Genomic DNA, 18648 nt, shown 5'->3' with positions numbered 1-18648 from the left:
CTTCGCCCTCCGACCCACGGGACGACCGACATGACCCACTCCGCGACCCCCCAGAGCAGTGGCGGCGACGTCCGCCTCCACGGGATAAGCAAGACCTACGGCTCCTTCACCGCCGTCCATCCGCTCGACCTGACCGTCCCCGCGGGCTCCTTCTTCGCGCTGCTGGGCGCCTCGGGCTGCGGCAAGACCACCACCCTGCGCATGATCGCCGGGCTGGAGGAGCCCACCACCGGCACCGTCGAACTGTCCGGCCGGGACGTCACCGTCCTGCCGCCCTACAAGCGGCAGGTCAACACCGTCTTCCAGAACTACGCGCTCTTCCCGCACCTGGACATCTACGAGAACGTCGCCTTCGGGCTGCGCCGCCGCGGCATCAAGTCCGTCAAGAAGCAGGTCGAGGAGATGCTCGACCTCGTCCAGCTCGGCCCGATGGCCCGCCGCAAGCCGCAGCAGCTCTCCGGCGGCCAGCAGCAGCGCGTCGCGGTCGCCCGCGCCCTGATCAACCACCCGCAGGTGCTGCTCCTCGACGAGCCGCTGGGCGCCCTCGACCTCAAGCTGCGCCGCCAGATGCAGCTGGAGCTCAAGCGCATCCAGACCGAGGTCGGCATCACCTTCGTGCACGTCACCCACGACCAGGAGGAGGCCATGACGATGGCCGACACCGTGGCCGTGATGAACGGCGGCCGGGTCGAACAGCTCGGCGCCCCCGCCGACCTCTACGAGAACCCCGCCACCACCTTCGTCGCCAACTTCCTGGGCACCTCCAACCTCATCGAGGCCGAGATCGTCGAGGCCGGCGGCGAGGAACTGCTGCTCAAGGCCGGTGACGCCACGCTGCGACTGCCCGCCGCACGGTGCAGCGCCCCGGCCCGCACCGGCGAGAAGGTGCTGGCCGGTGTGAGGCCCGAGAAGGTGGCCCTGGCGCACGCCGACGACGCCGGGTTCCTCGCCGACGGCCGCAACCGGCTGCCCGCGCGCATCAAGGACGCCAGCTTCATCGGCGTCTCCACCCAGTACGTGATCGAGGCCCCGGGCCTGGGCGAACTCGCCGTCTACGAGCAGAACATCGAGCGCGACGGGCGCCTGGTCCCCGGCGCCGAGGTCGTCCTGCACTGGAGCCCGGCGCACACCTTCGGGCTGGACGCCGCCCAGGACCGGCAGGCCGGCGCGGACCTCGATGAGGAGGCCGCGTGACCACGACCGCGACGCCCGCGCCACCGGACGGGCAGGCCGGGGCCGAGGTCACCGCCCCGCGCAGGACCCCCGCCCGCAAGCGCCTCGTCCCCTACTGGCTGCTGCTCCCCGGCATCCTGTGGCTGATCGTCTTCTTCGCCGCCCCGCTCGTCTACCAGGCGTCGACCTCGGTCCAGACCGGCTCCCTCGAAGAGGGCTTCAAGGTCACCTGGCACTTCGCGACGTACTGGGACGCGCTCGGCGAGTACTGGCCGCAGTTCGTGCGCTCCGTGCTCTACGCCGCCACCGCCACCGTGCTCTGCCTGCTCCTGGGCTACCCGCTGGCCTACCTCATCGCCTTCAAGGCCGGGCGCTGGCGGAACGTGGTGATGATCCTGGTCATCGCCCCGTTCTTCACCAGCTTCCTGATCCGCACACTCGCCTGGAAGACGATCCTGGCCGACGGCGGACCGGTGGTCGGCGTCCTGAACTCGCTGCACGTCCTGGACGTCACCAGCTGGCTGGGCCTCACCGAAGGGCAGCGGGTGCTCGCCACCCCGCTCGCCGTGGTCTGCGGACTGACCTACAACTTCCTGCCCTTCATGATCCTGCCGCTCTACACCTCCCTGGAGCGCATCGACCCGCGCCTCCACGAGGCCGCCGGCGACCTCTACGCCCGCCCGGCCACCACCTTCCGCCGGGTGACCTTCCCGCTGTCCATGCCCGGTGTCGTCGCCGGCACCCTGCTCACCTTCATCCCGGCCGCCGGTGACTACATCAACGCCGAACTGCTGGGCTCCACCGACCAGAAGATGATCGGCAACGTCATCCAGTCGCAGTTCCTGCGGGTCCTGGACTACCCGACCGCCGCCGCCCTCTCCTTCCTCCTCATGGCGGCCATCCTCGCCATGGTCACGATCTACATCCGCAAGTCCGGGACGGAGGACCTGGTCTGATGGCCGTCCACGAGACCACCGAAGCCACCGCGGCCCGCACCCCGAACCGTGGCCTGCGCTGGCTGCGCCGCAACATCGTCACCCTCGCCGGTCTGTGCACGCTGGGCTATCTGGTCCTGCCGAACCTCGTGGTGATGGTCTTCTCCTTCAACAAGCCCAACGGCCGCTTCAACTACCAGTGGCAGCGCTTCTCCACGGACGCCTGGAGCGATCCGTGCGGCGTCGCCGACCTGTGCGGTTCGCTCGGCCTGAGCCTGCAGCTCGCGCTCTGGGCCACCCTGGGCGCGACCGTCCTCGGCACCATGATCGCGTTCGCGCTGGCCCGCTACCGCTTCCGCGCCCGGGCCGGCGTCAACACCCTGATCTTCCTGCCGATGGCGATGCCCGAGGTCGTCATGGCCGCGTCGCTGGCCACCCTCTTCCTCAACATGGGCATCCAGTTCGGCTTCTGGACGATCCTCATCGCCCACATCATGTTCTGCCTGAGCTTCGTGGTCACCGCCGTCAAGGCCCGGGTGATGAGCATGGACCCACGCCTCGAACAGGCCGCCCAGGACCTCTACGCCTCACCCGTCCAGACCTTCCTGCGGGTGACGCTGCCGATCGCCGCCCCCGGCATCGCCTCGGGCGCCCTGCTGTCCTTCGCCCTGTCCTTCGACGACTTCATCATCACCAACTTCAACGCCGGCTCCACCGTCACCTTCCCCATGTTCGTCTGGGGATCGGCACAGCGGGGCACGCCCGTCCAGATCAATGTCATCGGCACGGCGATGTTCCTGATCGCCGTGGCATGCGTAGTCGTCGGCCAGCTGGCCGGTGCCCGCCGCAAGAGGAGCAAGAGGAGCTGAGAACCATGGCACGAGCTGCCATGACCCCGTCCGCCGCGCACGCGCTCGCGGACGCCGAACCCACCCCGTTCTGGCTGGCCGACAAGGACCGCCCGGCCGCCCGGCCCGCCCTCGTCGGCGACGAGACCTGCGACCTGCTCGTCGTCGGCGGCGGCTACTCGGGGCTGTGGATCGCGCTGATCGCCAAGGAACGCGACCCCGAGCGCGATGTCGTCCTCATCGAAGGCGCCGAGATCGGCTGGGCGGCCTCCGGACGCAACGGCGGCTTCTGCGCCGCCTCCCTCACCCACGGCCTCGGCAACGGCCTGGCCCGCTGGCCCGACGAGCTGGCCACCCTCGAAGCGCTCGGCATCCGCAACCTCGACGCCATCGAGGAGGCCGTCGCCCGCTACGGCATCGACTGCGCCTTCGAGCGCACCGGCGAGATCGACATCGCCACCGAGCCCCACCAGGTCGCCGAACTCAAGGAGTTCGCCGAGGACGCCGCGAGCCTCGGCCTCGACCGGCACACCTTCCTCGACCAGGACGCGCTGCGCGCCGAGGTCGCCTCACCGACCTTCCGCGCCGGCCTGTGGGACCGCGACGGCGTCGCCATGCTCAATCCGGCCCGCCTCGCCTGGGGCCTGAAGCGGGCCTGCCTCGGCCTCGGCGTCCGCATCTACGAGCGCACCCGCGGCACCGCCCTCGCCTCCGACGGCCTGGGCATGGCCGTCCGCACCCCCTACGGCCGGGTCTTCGCCCGCCATGTCGCGCTCGGCACCAACGCCTTCCCGTCGCTGGTCAAGCGGGTCCGCCCGTACATCGTCCCGGTCTACGACCACGCCCTGATGACGGAGCCGCTGTCCGACGAACAGCTCGCCGCCATCGGCTGGAAGAACCGCCAGGGCCTCTCGGACTCCAACAACCACTTCCACTACTTCCGCATCACCGAGGACAACCGCATCCTGTGGGGCGGCTACGACATCGTCTACCGCTACGGCGGCGGGATCCGCGCCGAGTTCGACCACCACCCCGCCACGTACGAGAAGCTCGCCCGGCACTTCTTCCGCTGCTTCCCGCAGTTGGAGGGCCTGCGCTTCACCCACACCTGGGGCGGCGCCATCGACACCTGCTCCCGCTTCTCGGCCTTCTTCGGCACCGCCCACGCGGGCCGGGTCGCCTACGCCGCCGGCTACACCGGCCTCGGCGTCGGCGCCACCCGCTTCGGCGCCGAAGTGATGCTCGACCTGCTCACCGGCGAGCGCACCGAGCGCACGGAGCTGGAGATGGTCCGCAGCAAGCCGCTGCCCTTCCCGCCCGAGCCGCTGCGCTGGGCCGGCATCGGCATCACCCAGTGGTCCATGACCCGGGCCGACACCCACGGCGGCCGCCGCAACCTGTGGCTGAAGGCCATGGACAAGGTGGGCCTGGGGTTCGACAGCTGAGGCCCGGCGGGGGCGGGCGGACTCAGGACCCGTCCGCCCCCGCCTCCGCCTCACCGGTCGTTCTCCTGCGCGCCGCCCGGCCCCCGCCCCCGGCGGCCCACCGGTCGCACACCGCGCACCACACGGCGAGCAGCACCCCGGCCAGGCACCAGCTGCCGAGCACGTCCAGCGGCCAGTGATAGCCCCGGCGCACCAGGCCGAGACCGACGCCCGCGTTGAGCAGGACGACCGCGATGGTGAGGGCGGCCGTGGTGGGGGTGGCGGCGGCCTTGGTCGTCGCCGTGTCCGTGGACGCGGTCGCTGGAGTGTGTGGTCCGGCGCCGGCGCTGCCGTGCCTCTCCCGCAGCCCGCGGATCAGCAGCAGCCCGGCCACGCCGTACGCCACGGCCGCCGTGGCGCCGTGCCCCGACGGGTAGAAGGCGGCCGCGTCACCGGCCATCCGCGGCGGTCCCGGGCGGGCGATCCAGAGCTTGAGCGGGACGACCAGCGCGGGCACCGCGGCCAGGGCGAGGCCGGCGGCGAGCGGCGGCAGCCACCAGCGCACCGGAGCGGGCCCGAGGGCCGCGTCCTCGCCGCCCTGGTCCGCACCCCACGACCCGCGTTGCCCCCGCCACCCCAGCCAGCCCGTCCACACCATCACCACCAACAGCACCGGCAGCGCCACCGCCGTATTGCCGAGATCGGCGAAGAATTCGGCGGCCCCGGAGGGGATGCTTCCGGCGGCAAGGGCGCGGCCGAGCCGTTCGTCGAGGGCGCGCAGCGGACCGTGACCGGCCACCTGCCAGGTGAGCACGGCGAAGAGCAGCGCGCCGAACAGCCCGGCGGACAGAGGTGAGAAGAGGGAGAAGCCGCGGCCCGACGGGTCAGCGGAGCCCGGAAAAAGGGTCGGCCGCCTCGGAACAGGGGGGGTGGTTCCGAGGCGGCCGCGCTGACCGGTGTTCCGCGCGCCCCGGGGGGTATGGGGCGGGCGGACATCCGATCGGTGAGGATTCCCGGAGCCCCCTTTGCCAGGGGGCCCGGTGTTGTGCGCGAGGGCACGGCCTGATCGGAACCGGGGAAGCGCCGACCGGGCGTCGCCCGCAGTCCCCTGCGAGCGGGGTGTTTCTCTCATCTGCAGGAACCGTACGGCACGGCGAGCGCACCCGACAGGCGCATTACCCGGCCGCCATCGGCCCCGCACATCTTCTTCACGCCATGCCTCCAGTTACGCACGTCCGGACGGAAATGAACGCGAAAATGAGTACAGAAAGGACAGAAAAGGAGCGGAGAGGGCAGGGACGGGAGGGGGCGGCCGGGTGACGGGGTGCGTGGGCGGAACGCGTCCTCGGGCGCGGACGCCGAGCACCCGCACGGGCACGAGAAGGGGCACGAGAAGGGGCACGAAAAAGGGGCACGGCCCGGGACCCGGCGTCTGCCGTGTCCCGGGCCGTGCCGGGGTGCTGTCCGCGCAGGTGCTTCCGGGCGGAGCGCCTGCGCGCAGGGCTCGGATGAAGCGCCCCGCGCGGCGCGCCCGGGGACGGGGGTCGCTCAGAGCGCGGCGAAGGCGCCTTCGAGGATGTCCAGGCCCTCGCCCAGCAGGTCCTCGCCGATGACCAGCGGCGGCAGGAAGCGCAGCACGTTGCCGTACGTACCGGTGGTCAGGACCAGCAGGCCCTCCTGGTGGCAGGCCTTGGCCAGCGCGGCGGTGGCCTCCGGGTTCGGGTCCTTGGAGCCGGACTTGACCAGCTCGATCGCGATCATCGCGCCGCGGCCGCGGACCTCGCCGACGATGTCGTACTTCTCGGCGATGGCGTTCAGGCGGGCCTTCATGACCTCGCCGATCCGGCGGGCCTTGGCGTTCAGGTCCTGCTCGCGCATGGTCTCGATGGAGCCCAGCGCCGCGGCGCAGGCCACCGGGTTGCCGCCGTAGGTGCCGCCCAGGCCGCCCGCGTGCGCGGCGTCCATGATCTCGGCGCGGCCGGTGACGGCGGCCAGCGGCAGACCGCCGGCGATGCCCTTGGCCGTCGTGATCAGGTCGGGGACGATGCCCTCGTCCTCGCACGCGAACCACTGGCCCGTACGGCAGAAGCCGGACTGGATCTCGTCCGCGACGAAGACGATGCCGTTCTCCTTCGCGAAGTTCGCGAGGGCCGGCAGGAAGCCCTTGGCCGGCTCGATGAAGCCGCCCTCGCCGAGCACCGGCTCGATGATGATCGCCGCGACGTTCTCCGCGCCGATCTGCTTGGTGATCTGCGAGATGGCCTGGTCCGCGGCCTCCTGGGCGCAGTTCTCCGGGCCGGTCAGCCAGCGGTAGGGGTAGGCCAGCGGGACGCGGTAGACCTCGGGCGCGAACGGGCCGAAGCCGTGCTTGTACGGCATGTTCTTGGCGGTGAGCGCCATCGTCAGGTTCGTCCGGCCGTGGTAGCCGTGGTCGAAGACGACGACCGCCTGGCGCTTGGTGTACGCGCGGGCGATCTTGACGGCGTTCTCGACGGCCTCCGCGCCGGAGTTGAACAGCGCCGACTTCTTCGCGTGGTCGCCCGGCGTCAGCTCCGCCAGCTGCTCACAGACCTCGATGTACGGCTCGTACGGCGCCACCATGGCACAGGTGTGGGTGAACGCCTGGAGCTGCGCGGTGGCCCGGCGGACGACGGCCTCCGCGCTGTTGCCCACCGAGGTCACCGCGATGCCGGAGCCGAAGTCGATCAGCGAGTTCCCGTCCACGTCCTCCAGGACGCCGCCGCCCGCGCGCTTGACGAAGACGGGCAGCACGGCGCCGACGCCGGCGGCCACCGTGGCCTGCTTACGGGCCCACAGCTCCTGCGACTTCGGGCCGGGGATCGCGGTGACGACGCGACGCTCCTGGGGGAGGGCCGGGCCTCCGGACAGTTCGGTCATGGCAGTCTCCTGGAGTGGAACGGGGGAACGTACAAAGGTGTTGTTCTCGCAGGCTAGGGGCGGCCGGGCGGGTCTGGCATGTTCCGTTCGGGAGAAGTGCGCGTGTTGCGTTGTCCGCACCGGACATAGCGGCGGCCCACGGCCAGTAGATTGTGCGGCGGCGCGCCCGGCGGCCGCGGACACCAGCGCGGGCATGACAATGGCACCGCGGCCGGACGACGCGGCCGCCGGCGCCATGACGCAGCAGGCCACGGCTCAAGGGGGACAAGGGGCACCGGATGGACACCGAGGGCACGCACGACGCACAGCACACCGCTCCCCAGCCGCCGGACGGAGCGCACCGACCCGAACCCGCGGTGCCGCGTCCCGCGGCACCGCCCACCCCACCGGCCGCCGCGCCGCACACCCCGCCACCGCCCGCCGCCCCGCCGACCGTGCCGGCCATGCCCGCCGCTCCTCCGGGCACCGCGCCCGGCGGTCCCGCGGCCGCCGAACCGCCGGTGCTGAAGTGGCTGCGCACCCCGCGCCCGGCGGCCGCCCCCGGCATCTGGACCTACGGCCACCGGCCCCGCGCCGCACAGGAGCCCGACCGGGTCCCCGGACGGCAGCTGATCAGCGGCGCGGTGATCTCGTTCCTGTGCGGGTGGCTGCTGTGGTCGTTGCTGATCAACAGCTATCTCGGCGGTTACTGGCTCTGGCCGCTGCTGCTGCTCACGCCGGAATCCTGGCGGACGGCCGGCGGCAACCAAATGGCCTATGTCTGGGCCACCTACATCTACTACGGGCTGGTGCTGGCGCTCCTTGCCGTCGTGTTCGGCCGCATGGGCCGCTGGCCGGAGCTCGTCCGCCGCTTCCTGGGGTTTTTCGGCCGGTTCCGCGACCGCGCCCCCGCTGCCCCCAAACCCCACCCCGCCGCCGACCGCGCCCAGTGGCCCGACCTGCGGGCGCACGGTGCCCCGGACGCCGCCGACAAGCTGACCGACGAGGCGCGGGCCGGCCGGATGAACGATGTCGATGTGGCCAGGATCGAGCGCGCCTGGCGCTCGGTGCGGTCCGGCAAGAACTCCCTGGCCTCCTTCACCGACACCGTGCTGCGGCACGGCGCCGCGGCCTGTGCGCACCCCTCGGGGCGGCGTGATCTGCCCCGCCGGACCGCGCACCACGATCTGCTCGCCCACCAGGTCCGGATCGGCACCGCCGCCGACCACCACCGCAACCCGTATCAGCACCGCGGCACCGGATGCGCCCTGGACCCGGGGGTGCTGGGCACCTCGCTGCTGGCCGTGGGACCGGCCGGCAGCGGCAAGACCACCCGGGTCGTCAAGCCGGTGGTGGAATCGATGTGCCTGCAGGCGCTGGCCGGGCAGGCCGCCGTGATCGTCGTCGGCCCGGCCGGATCCGACCTCGGCCCCGACGACGCGTTCGATGTGGTGGTCAGGGTCGGCCGGCCGGATCCGGACTGCGACCTCGATCTTTACGGCGGCACCACGGACCCCGACGAGGCGGCCGGCATCCTGGCGGAGGCCCTGGTCGGCGATCTCGCCGGGCAGCTGCCGGGCGGCGACAGCCGTCGCGCCGCGACCACCCTGGCCCAGTTGCTCGGCCCCTTCCGGGCCGCCCACGACCGCTTCCCGACCGTGCCCGAACTGCGCGAACTGCTGGACGGTGCGCCCCGGGCGATGTCCGCGCTGCGTACCGCTCTGCAGGACGCCGGCGCCGACACGCTGCTGCGCGAACTGGATGCCCGCGCCCGTCAGTCGGAGCGCCCCGGCGACGTCGGGGTGCTCCTCGCCGACCGCATCGCCCTCCTGGACCGGCCCGCCTTCGCCGCCTTCTTCGATCCCACGGGCGGCACCCGCCAGGTGTCCCTGCGCGCCCTGGACCATCCGCTGCGGGTCCGTATCGAACTGCCCGAACGCGGCCATGCGGAGGCGTCGCGGATCCTCGCCCGGCTGGTGCTGGCGCAGTTCACCGAGTGCGCGGTGGCCCGCGGGGACCGCTCGCTGTTCGCCTGTCTGGTGCTCGACGAGGCCGCCCACACGATCACGGCGGAGGCGTTGCGCGGACTGCAGCGGCTGCGGTCGGCGAACGCCGGAGCGGTGCTGACGCTGCGCTCCCTGGACGACGTTCCCGACGCGCTGCGCGGCACGCTGCTCGGCACGGTCGGCTGCCGGATGGCGTTCGCCGGTGTGACGACGTGGGACGGTGCCCGGTTCGCCGAGGTGTGGGGCAAGGAGTGGGTGGAGACCCGCGATGTCACCGACCGTCAGATCATCGCGGAGGGCGCCGCGATGAAGGCGTTCCACATCTTCCGGCATCTGGTCACCGGCAAGGCGGCCACCGCCAAGGCCGTCACCGTGCGCACCGTGGAGCGGGAGCGCTGGTCCGCGTCCGATCTCGCGAATTCGGTGCCGCCGGGGCATGCCGTGCTCTCCGTGACCTCGGTGGCCGGGGAGCATGCGCCGCCGGTGCTGGTGGACCTGCGGGCCTGAGGGCGGCCGACCGGGGGGTGACCGGGGCGGGCGGGGGAAGGGACGCCCGCCGTGGGGCTTGTCGCGGCGCACCGGCCGCCCCGTCGGGGGCTCGTGCACCGGGGTGGCGGGCGGATGTGGCCGGACCGGCGCTCCCCCGGATTCCTCCGCTGAGGCAGAATCGACAGTGGCCGTTCATACGAGGCGGCGTAAAGAATCGGTCGCTGGCCGGTCAGTGGCCGGTCAGCAGCAGTCGTCGACGGTCGTCGGTGGTCGTTGAGTGGTCATCGGCCGGTCGTCGTCCGGCCGGTCGGTGGCCGGCTGTCGTCCGGTCGTCCCTCGCAGTCTCGACGTCATGAAGGTCCCATGCCGCACACCCTCGCTTCCCTGGTCAACCACACCGCGCTCAAGCTGACCGTGCTCGCGGGCGAGGGGCGCCTCGATGTGCCGGTGCGCTGGGCGCACGCCAGTGAGCTGATCGACCCGGTGCCCTACATGGAGGGCGGGGAACTGCTGCTGATCACCGCGCTCAAGCTGGACGCGGAGGACCCGGAGGCGACCCGCAGGTACGTGCGGCGGGTCGCGGAGGCAGGGGTCGTCGGGCTGGGGTTCGCGGTCGGGGTCAATTACGAGGGCGTGCCGCAGGCCCTGGTCGACGCGGCCGGGGAACAGGGGCTGCCGCTGCTCGGGGTGCCCCGCAGGACCCCGTTCATCGCGATCAGCAAGGCGGTTTCGGCCGCCGTCGCCGCCGACCAGTACCGGGCGGTGACCGCCGGGTTCGAGGCGCAGCGGGAGCTGACCCGGGCGGCGCTGAGCGCCGAGGGCCCGGCCGAGCTGCTGGCCCGGCTCGCGGCGCATCTGGACGGCTGGGCCGCGCTCTACGACGCGTCGGGCGCGGTGGTGGCCGCCGCCCCCGACTGGGCCGCCCGCCGCGCGGCCCGGCTCGGCGACGACGTCGGGCGGCTGCGCGAGCGGCCCGCCCCCGCCAGCTCCGTCGTCAGCGACACCGACGGCGACGACCGGGTCGAACTGCAGTCGCTGGGCACCGGGCGCCGGGCCCGTGGCGTCCTCGCGGTCGGCACCGGCGCCCCGCTCGGCACGGCCGAGCGCTACGCCGTGCACTCCGCGGTCGCGCTGCTCACCCTCACCACCGAACGGTCCCGGGCGCTGCAGGACGCCGAGCAGCGGCTCGGTGCCGCGGTGCTCAAGATGCTGCTCGCGGGGGAGCCGGACCACGCCCGCGCGGTGGCGGGCCGGCTCTACGGCGGGCTGCTGGACGCGCCGTTCCGGATGGTGGTCGCGGAGCCGGTGGCCGGCGAGGAGCAGGCGTCCGCGGGCGTCGGGGCGTCGGGGGTGCTCGACGGGCTGGCCGACGCGATGGACTCCGCGGCCGCGCGGACCGGTGAGGCGGTGCTCGCGGTGCCGGACGGCGGCCGGCTGATCGTGCTGGTCGCGGACGGCGGGGCGGCCGCCGGGGCCTGCGCCGCGTACGCCGCCGAGGCCGACGCCCGCGCCGGTGCGCGGCCGCGTTCGGGCGGCCGGGCGGGCCGGGGCCGGGCGGACCACGATCAGAGCGTGGCCGTCGGGCTGTCGGCGCCGACCGGGCCGATGGCCGCCGCGAACGCCTACCGCCAGGCCGAACAGGCCCTGTCGGTGGCCCGCCGGCGCGGCCGGACCCTGGTCGAGCACGAGGACGTGGCGGCCGGGTCGGTGCTGCCGCTGCTCGCCGACGACGCGGTCCGCGCCTTCGCGGACGGGCTGCTGCGGGCGCTGCGCGAGCACGACGCCCGGGGCCGCGGCGATCTGGTCGCCTCGCTGCGGGCCTGGCTCGCCCGGCACGGCCAGTGGGACGCGGCCGCCGCCGACCTGGGCGTGCACCGCCACACCCTGCGCTACCGGATGCGGCGGGTGGAGGAGATCCTGGGCCGCTCGCTGGACGACGCGGATGTCCGGATGGAGCTGTGGCTGGCGCTCAAGGCGACGTCGGGGGGACAGGGGGAGTGAACCGGCCGTTTCCGGGGAGCATGGCCGCCAGGGGCAGGGCCGGGGCCGTCCCCCTGAGGTGAGCCGCCGGCCCCCGGCCCGGCAGGCGCCCGTCCCTCTTCCCCCGCCCCGCCCGTACGCCCCCGCCCCCTCCACCGCGGAGAGACCGCCCCGCCGATTTCTACGCTTCGGACAAACGCCACGGCGCCGCCGCACCCCTACCGTGGATCCCGAGTCAAATCCGCAGAGCCGCTCGCTGAGCCATGCGCATCACCCACCACTTCTGAAGGGCCGGGTTCCACTGTGCCGATCCCCACTGATGCAGCCCCCACCGCCTTCTGGCTCGCCGGCCGCGAGGCCACCGGCGAGGCCACCTTCGACGTCACCTCTCCCTGGGACGGACGCCTCGTCGGCACGGTGAGCGTCCCCACCGAGGCCCAGGTCGAGGAGGCCGTCGCCGCCTCCGTCGCGGTCCAGGACGAGCTCGCCGCCACCCCGGCGCACGTCCGGGCCGCCGCGCTGGACCATGTGCACCGCCGGCTGGTGGAGCGCACGGAGGAGATCGCCCGGCTGATCTCCGCGGAGAACGGCAAGCCCATGAAGTGGGCGCGCGGCGAGGTCGGCCGGGCCGTCTCCGTGTTCCGGTTCGCCGCCGAGGAGGCCCGCCGCTTCAACGGCGGTGAGGCGCAGCGCCTGGACACCGACGCGGGCGGCGCCGGCCGGCTCGCCCTGACCCGCCGCTTCCCGCGCGGCACGGTCCTGGGCATCGCCCCGTTCAACTTCCCGCTGAACCTCTGCGCCCACAAGATCGCCCCGGCCATCGCGGCCGGCGCCCCGATCATCCTCAAGCCGGCGCCGGCCACCCCGCTCTCCGGCCTGATCCTCGGCGAGCTGCTGTCCGAGACCGAGCTGCCGGCCGGTTCCTGGTCGATCCTCCCGGTGCCCAACGACCGGATGCCGGCGCTGGTCCAGGACGAGCGGCTGCCGGTCGTCTCCTTCACCGGTTCCGAGAAGGTCGGCTACGCCATCCTCGACTCGGTGCCGCGCAAGCACTGCACCCTGGAGCTCGGCGGCAACGGCGCGGCCGTCGTGCTGCCGGACTACTCCTCCGAGGCGGACCTGGACTGGGCGGCGCAGCGCATCGCCACCTTCTCCAACTACCAGGGCGGCCAGTCCTGCATCTCGGTGCAGCGGGTGATCGCCGACGCCTCCGTCTACGACCGTCTGGTGCCCAAGATCGTGGCGGCCGTCGAGGCGCAGGTCACCGGCGACCCGTCGGACGACGCGACCGAGGTCGGCCCGCTGGTCGACGAGAACGCCGCCAAGCGCGTCGAGTCCTGGGTGGACGAGGCCGTGGAGCGCGGCGCGAAGCTGCTCGCGGGCGGCAAGCGCGACGGCGCCTCCTACGCGCCGACGGTGCTGGCGGACGTGCCCGCCGACGCCACCCTCGCCTGCGAAGAGGTCTTCGGCCCGGTGCTCACCCTCAAGAAGGTCGACGGGGAGGCGGAGGCCTTCGCGGCCGTCAACGACTCCAAGTTCGGCCTCCAGGCGGGCGTGTTCACCCACGACGTGCAGACCGCCTTCCGCGCCCACCGCGCGCTGGAGGTCGGCGGCGTGATCGTCGGCGATGTGCCGTCCTACCGCGCCGACCAGATGCCGTACGGCGGCGTCAAGCAGTCGGGTGTGGGCCGCGAGGGCGTGCGGTTCGCGATGGACGACTACACCTACGAGCGGGTGCTGGTCCTCACCGGCCTCGCGCTGTAACCTCCCGCCCGACCCGGTCCGGACCGGTGGACAGCGACGGCCGTCCCTGGGGCCGTATCACCAACCGGACCCCGGCCGGCGCCTCCCGGCGCCGGTCCCTGACGCGGCGCGCTCCGGCACCCTGTTCCCGGAGCGCGCCGCGTCCCCCGTTTCCGGCATCACCTCTCCCGCCATGCCGGATCTTGACGGTAAGCGGCCCGGCCCCCTGGCTTCCTCCTGTCTGAGAGGGAGCCGCGGCCGTCCCCCGGGGGAGGAACGGGGGCCGTCCGTACTACCAGCGCGGTATGCCGCACCCCCCGAACGGCGGAGGTCGGCGAGCGGCCCCGGACCGGCGCCGGGGGGTATGTCCCGCTTGGCGTGGAGTGGTCCGCCGCGCTGCCATCTCCGGCCGCCTCCCGTGGTGCAACCCGTGCGGATCGGGTAACTCTCACAAGTAGCGCTGTCCAGCGGCCGACCGGCCCGCCGGCGCTGAACTCCCGATCCCGCGGCGAGGTGAGCTCCTGATGACCGCTCCATCCATCCGCAACGTTTCCGAGCGCGAAGCACGCCAGGTCGCCGAGGCGGCCCGCGAGCAGGACTGGCGCAAGCCCAGCTTCGCCAAGGAACTGTTCCTGGGGCGTTTCCGGCTCGACCTCATCCATCCGCACCCGACCCCCGCGGTCGACGACGTGCGCCGCGGTGAGAAGTTCCTCGCCACCCTGCGCGACTTCTGCGAGAGCGAGATCGACGGCGCCCGGATCGAGCGCGAGGGGCAGATTCCGGACGAGACCGTGCAGGGGCTCAAGGAACTCGGTGCCTTCGGCATGAAGATCGACCCGAAGTACGGCGGCCTCGGGCTCACCCAGGTCTACTACAACCGGGCCCTCGCCCTGGCCGGCACGGCCAGCCCCGCGATCGGCGCGCTGCTCTCCGCGCACCAGTCGATCGGCGTGCCGCAGCCGCTGAAGCTGTTCGGCACCAAGGAGCAGAAGGAGACCTTCCTGCCGCGCTGTGCCCGTACGGACATCTCGGCGTTCCTGCTGACCGAGCCCGACGTGGGCTCGGACCCGGCCCGGCTGGCGACCACGGCCGTCCCGGACGGCACCGACTACGTCCTCGACGGGGTCAAGCTGTGGACCACCAACGGCGTGGTCGCCGACCTGCTGGTGGTGATGGCGCGGGTCCCCGCCTCCGAAGGCCACAAGGGCGGCATCACGGCCTTCGTCGTCGAGGCCGGCTCGCCCGGCATCACGGTCGAGCACCGCAACGCCTTCATGGGCCTGCGCGGCCTGGAGAACGGGGTGACCCGCTTCCACCAGGTGCGCGTCCCCGCCGCCAACCGCATCGGCCCCGAGGGCGCCGGCCTGAAGATCGCCCTCACCACCCTCAACACCGGCCGGCTCTCGCTGCCCGCGATGTGCGTCGGCACCGGCAAGTGGTGCCTGAAGATCGCCCGTGAGTGGTCCGCGGCCCGTGAGCAGTGGGGCCGGCCGGTCGCCCGGCACGAAGCCGTCGGCGCCAAGATCTCCTTCATCGCCGCCACCACCTTCGCCCTCGAAGCGGTCGTCGACCTCTCCTCCCAGATGGCCGACGAGAACCGCAACGACATCCGCATCGAGGCCGCCCTCGCCAAGCTCTACGGCTCCGAGATGGGCTGGCTGATGGCCGACGAACTCGTCCAGATCCGCGGCGGCCGCGGCTACGAGACCGCCGACTCGCTCGCCGCCCGCGGCGAACGCGCCGTCCCCACCGAGCAGATGCTCCGCGACATGCGCATCAACCGGATCTTCGAGGGCTCCACGGAGATCATGCACCTGCTGATCGCCCGCGAGGCGGTGGACGCCCACCTGTCGGTCGCCGGAGACCTCATCGACCCCGACAAGTCCCTCGCCGACAAGGGCCGGGCGGCGGCCAAGGCCGGCGGGTTCTACGCCCGCTGGCTGCCCAAGCTCGTCGCCGGACCGGGCCAGCTCCCGCGCACCTACCAGGAGTTCGGCGAGCTGGCCGGACATCTGCGCTACGTCGAGCGGACCTCCCGCAAGCTCGCCCGCTCCACCTTCTACGCGATGTCCCGCTGGCAGGGCCGGATGGAGACCAAGCAGGGCTTCCTCGGCCGGATCGTGGACATCGGCGCCGAACTCTTCGCGATGAGCGCCGCCTGCGTCCGCGCCGAGTACCTGACCGAGACCGGCGACCACGGCCGCGAGGCGCGGCAGCTGGCCGACGTGTTCTGCCGGCAGGCGCGGATCCGCGTCGAGGAGCTGTTCGGCCGGCTGTGGACCAACACCGACGAGCTGGACCGCAAGGTCGTCGACGGGGTCCTCGACGGCAGCTACACCTGGCTGGAGGAGGGCATGATCGACCCCAGCGGCGACGGCCCCTGGATCGCCGACGCCACCCCCGGCCCGAGCCGGACGGACAACGTCCGCCGCCCCATCGGCTGAGCGGCCGCGCCCCCCGCGCCCCGGGGCCGGTCCCCACCCGGACCGGCCCCGGGGCGCGGGCGCACCGCGACCGGGGCCCGCAAGATCCGTACGACCTCCCCTAGGTGTCCGTGGCCCCCCGGCGACCGGCCACAATGGACCACATGACGGACTCCCTCGCCCACCCGCATCTGCGTTTCGAGCCGGCCGCCGGCGGCCCCGACGGCCCGAGCGGCCCCCGTTCCCTCGTGATCCTCGGCTCGACCGGGTCGATCGGCACCCAGGCGATCGACATCGTGCTGCGCAACCCCGACCGGTTCCGGGTGACCGCGCTCTCCGCGGCCGGCGGCCGGGTCGAGCTGCTCGCCGACCAGGCGCACCGGCTGCGGGTGAGCGCCGTGGCCGTGGCGCGCGAGGACGTGGTGCCCGCGCTGCGCACCGCGCTGGCCGACCGCTACGGCGCGGGCGAGCCGCTGCCCGAGATCCTGGCCGGCCCCGACGCGGCCACCGAACTCGCCGCCTCCCCCTGCCACACCGTCCTCAACGGCATCACCGGCTCCATCGGGCTCGCCCTGACCCTGGCCGCCCTGAAGGCGGGCCGGGTGCTGGCCCTCGCCAACAAGGAGTCGCTGATCGTCGGCGGCCCGCTGGTCAAGGCCGTCGCCGCGCCCGGTCAGATCATCCCCGTCGACTCCGAGCACTCCGCGCTCTTCCAGGCGCTGGCCGGCGGCGAGCGCGCCGAGGTCCGCAAGCTCGTCGTCACCGCCTCCGGCGGCCCGTTCCGCGGCCGGACGAAGCAGGAGCTGGCCGCGGTCACGCCCGAGCAGGCGCTGGCCCACCCCACCTGGTCGATGGGCCCGGTCGTCACCATCAACTCGGCGACCCTCGTCAACAAGGGCCTGGAGGTCATCGAGGCGCACCTGCTCTTCGACGTCCCCTTCGACCGCATCGAGGTCGCCGTCCACCCGCAGTCCTACATCCACTCGATGGTGGAATTCACCGACGGCTCCACCCTTGCCCAGGCCAGCCCGCCCGACATGCGGATGCCGATCGCGCTGGGCATCGGCTGGCCCGAGCGGGTCCCGGACGCTGCACCGGGCGTGGACTGGACGAAGGCGCAGACCTGGGAGTTCTTCCCGCTGGACGAGGAGGCCTTCCCGTCCGTCCCGCTGGCCCGCCACGTCGGTGATCTGGGCGGCACCGCCCCCGCCGTCTTCAACGCGGCGAACGAGGAATGCGTCGACGCGTTCCTCGGAGGCGGGCTGCCGTTCACAGGGATTGTGGATACCGTCGCCGCAGTGGTCTCCGAACACGGAACCCCGGCCGGGGGAACTTCCCTGACGGTCGCGGACGTCCTGGAGGCGGAGGCCTGGGCGCGCGCCCGCGCCCGCGAACTGGCCGCCCGTGCGGCACGGACACCTTCGGAGGCTCGCGCATGACGACCTGGATGACCATCCTCGGCATAGTCGTCTTCGTCGTCGGCCTGCTGTTCTCCATTGCCTGGCACGAGCTCGGCCACCTCTCCACGGCCAAGCTGTTCGGTATCCGCGTGCCGCAGTACATGGTGGGCTTCGGACCGACGATCTTCTCCCGCAAGAAGGGCGACACCGAGTACGGCATCAAGGCCGTTCCGCTCGGCGGCTACATCCGCATGATCGGGATGTTCCCGCCCGGCGACGACGGAAAGCTCCAGGCCCGCTCCACCTCGCCGTTCCGCGGCATGATCGAGGACGCCCGCTCGGCGGCCTTCGAGGAGCTGCAGCCCGGTGACGAGAAGCGGCTCTTCTACACCCGCAAGCCCTGGAAGCGCGTCATCGTGATGTTCGCCGGGCCGTTCATGAACCTGATCCTGGCGGTCGTGATCTTCATGAGCGTGCTGATGGGCTTCGGCATCAACACCCAGACCACCCAGGTCGGCTCGGTCTCGGACTGTGTGATCTCGGCCGCCGCCAAGACCGACAAGTGCCCGCACGGCGCCAAGGACTCCCCGGCCAAGGCCGCGGGCCTGCGGGCCGGCGACAAGATCGTCTCGTTCAACGGCCACGCCGTCCCGGACTGGGGCGTCCTGCAGCAGCAGATCCGCGACACCACCGGGCCCGCGACGCTCGTCGTCGAACGCCACGGCGCGCGCAAGACCCTGCGGGCCGACCTGATCGAGAACAAGGTCGCCAAGACCGACGGCCACGGCGGCTACGTCCCCGGCCAGTTCGTCACCGCCGGATTCCTCGGCTTCACGCCCGCCAGCGGCGTCGTCCAGCAGTCCTTCGGCCAGTCCGTCGACCGCATGGGCAACATGGTCGAGCAGGGCGTCTCCTCGCTGATAAACCTGCCCGCGAAGGTCCCGGACCTGTGGAACGCGGCCTTCAACGGCGGCGAGCGCAAGCAGGACTCCCCGATGGGCGTGGTCGGCGCGGCCCGGGTCGGCGGCGAGGTCTTCTCCCTGCACATCCCGCCGGAGCAGCGGGTGGCGACCATGCTCTTCCTGGTCGCCGGCTTCAACCTCTCGCTGTTCCTGTTCAACATGCTGCCGCTGCTGCCCCTGGACGGCGGACACATCGCCGGCGCCCTGTGGGAGTCGGTCCGGCGGGCCTTCGCCAAGATCGTCCGGCGCCCGGACCCCGGCCCCTTCGACGTGGCCAAGCTCATGCCGGTCGCGTACGTGGTCGCCGGGATCTTCATCTGCTTCACGCTGCTGGTGCTCGTCGCCGACGTGGTGAATCCGGTGAAGCTGACCTAGAAAGCACGTTTGG

At 72.7% G+C, this 18648-nt stretch carries 12 protein-coding genes; 10 read left to right on the top strand and 2 right to left on the bottom strand.

Annotated features, from left to right (window positions below; all coding sequences use genetic code 11):
• Window positions 1-30: 30 nt before the first annotated feature.
• From K7396_RS10250 to K7396_RS10235, 4 genes are read left to right on the top strand one after another with little or no spacing between them, the layout of a single operon-like run.
• Window positions 31-1194 (top strand): ABC transporter ATP-binding protein, encoded by a 1164-nt coding sequence (locus tag K7396_RS10250; protein ID WP_086718796.1) that lies wholly within the window; start codon window positions 31-33, stop codon window positions 1192-1194.
• On the top strand, window positions 1191-2129 hold the full coding sequence (locus tag K7396_RS10245) for an ABC transporter permease (protein WP_086718797.1): 939 nt from the start codon (window positions 1191-1193) through the stop codon (window positions 2127-2129). The genes K7396_RS10250 and K7396_RS10245 overlap by 4 nt, the downstream gene beginning before the upstream one ends.
• Entirely contained in the window at window positions 2129-2977 is an 849-nt protein-coding gene (locus K7396_RS10240) for an ABC transporter permease (RefSeq protein WP_086718798.1), read from the top strand. Before K7396_RS10245 ends, K7396_RS10240 begins: the two co-directional genes overlap by 1 nt.
• A gap of 5 nt (window positions 2978-2982) precedes the next feature.
• Window positions 2983-4401, top strand: a complete 1419-nt coding sequence (locus K7396_RS10235; RefSeq protein ID WP_152104844.1) for an NAD(P)/FAD-dependent oxidoreductase — start codon at window positions 2983-2985, stop codon at window positions 4399-4401.
• Window positions 4402-4423: 22 nt separating this feature from the next.
• On the opposite strand, the gene K7396_RS10230 is transcribed toward K7396_RS10235, so the two are convergent.
• Both K7396_RS10230 and gabT read right to left on the bottom strand, forming a co-directional pair.
• Complete coding sequence (locus tag K7396_RS10230; RefSeq protein WP_308686913.1) at window positions 4424-5194, bottom strand: phosphatase PAP2 family protein; 771 nt, start codon at window positions 5192-5194, stop codon at window positions 4424-4426.
• A gap of 734 nt (window positions 5195-5928) precedes the next feature.
• The gene (gabT, locus tag K7396_RS10225; protein ID WP_086720480.1) at window positions 5929-7278 is read right to left on the bottom strand and encodes a 4-aminobutyrate--2-oxoglutarate transaminase; all 1350 of its coding nucleotides are present in this window, start codon (window positions 7276-7278) and stop codon (window positions 5929-5931) included.
• Between the two features lie 278 nt (window positions 7279-7556).
• Here gabT and K7396_RS10220 point away from each other — a divergent pair, with 278 nt between their 5' ends.
• From K7396_RS10220 to K7396_RS10195, 6 genes are all read left to right on the top strand, one after another.
• On the top strand, window positions 7557-9770 hold the full coding sequence (locus tag K7396_RS10220; RefSeq protein ID WP_152104842.1) for an ATP-binding protein: 2214 nt from the start codon (window positions 7557-7559) through the stop codon (window positions 9768-9770).
• A 345-nt stretch (window positions 9771-10115) separates the two neighbouring features.
• Window positions 10116-11753 carry a PucR family transcriptional regulator gene (locus tag K7396_RS10215; RefSeq protein ID WP_152104840.1) on the top strand — a complete coding sequence of 546 codons (1638 nt, stop codon included), beginning with the start codon at window positions 10116-10118 and terminating at the stop codon, window positions 11751-11753.
• A gap of 282 nt (window positions 11754-12035) precedes the next feature.
• Complete coding sequence (locus K7396_RS10210; RefSeq protein WP_152104839.1) at window positions 12036-13496, top strand: aldehyde dehydrogenase family protein; 1461 nt, start codon at window positions 12036-12038, stop codon at window positions 13494-13496.
• Between the two features lie 503 nt (window positions 13497-13999).
• Window positions 14000-15919 carry an acyl-CoA dehydrogenase family protein gene (locus K7396_RS10205; RefSeq protein ID WP_086720836.1) on the top strand — a complete coding sequence of 640 codons (1920 nt, stop codon included), beginning with the start codon at window positions 14000-14002 and terminating at the stop codon, window positions 15917-15919.
• A gap of 143 nt (window positions 15920-16062) precedes the next feature.
• Window positions 16063-17337 (top strand): 1-deoxy-D-xylulose-5-phosphate reductoisomerase, encoded by a 1275-nt coding sequence (gene dxr / locus K7396_RS10200; protein ID WP_086720835.1) that lies wholly within the window; start codon window positions 16063-16065, stop codon window positions 17335-17337.
• On the top strand, window positions 17334-18635 hold the full coding sequence (locus K7396_RS10195) for a M50 family metallopeptidase (RefSeq protein WP_086720834.1): 1302 nt from the start codon (window positions 17334-17336) through the stop codon (window positions 18633-18635). Before dxr ends, K7396_RS10195 begins: the two co-directional genes overlap by 4 nt.
• Window positions 18636-18648: the final 13 nt, after the last annotated feature.

The organism is Streptomyces angustmyceticus, from assembly GCF_019933235.1.
Taxonomy (GTDB): domain Bacteria; phylum Actinomycetota; class Actinomycetes; order Streptomycetales; family Streptomycetaceae; genus Streptomyces; species Streptomyces angustmyceticus.
Note: the sequence above shows the minus strand (reverse complement) of the source record. Positions and strands in the feature narration are given on the sequence as shown.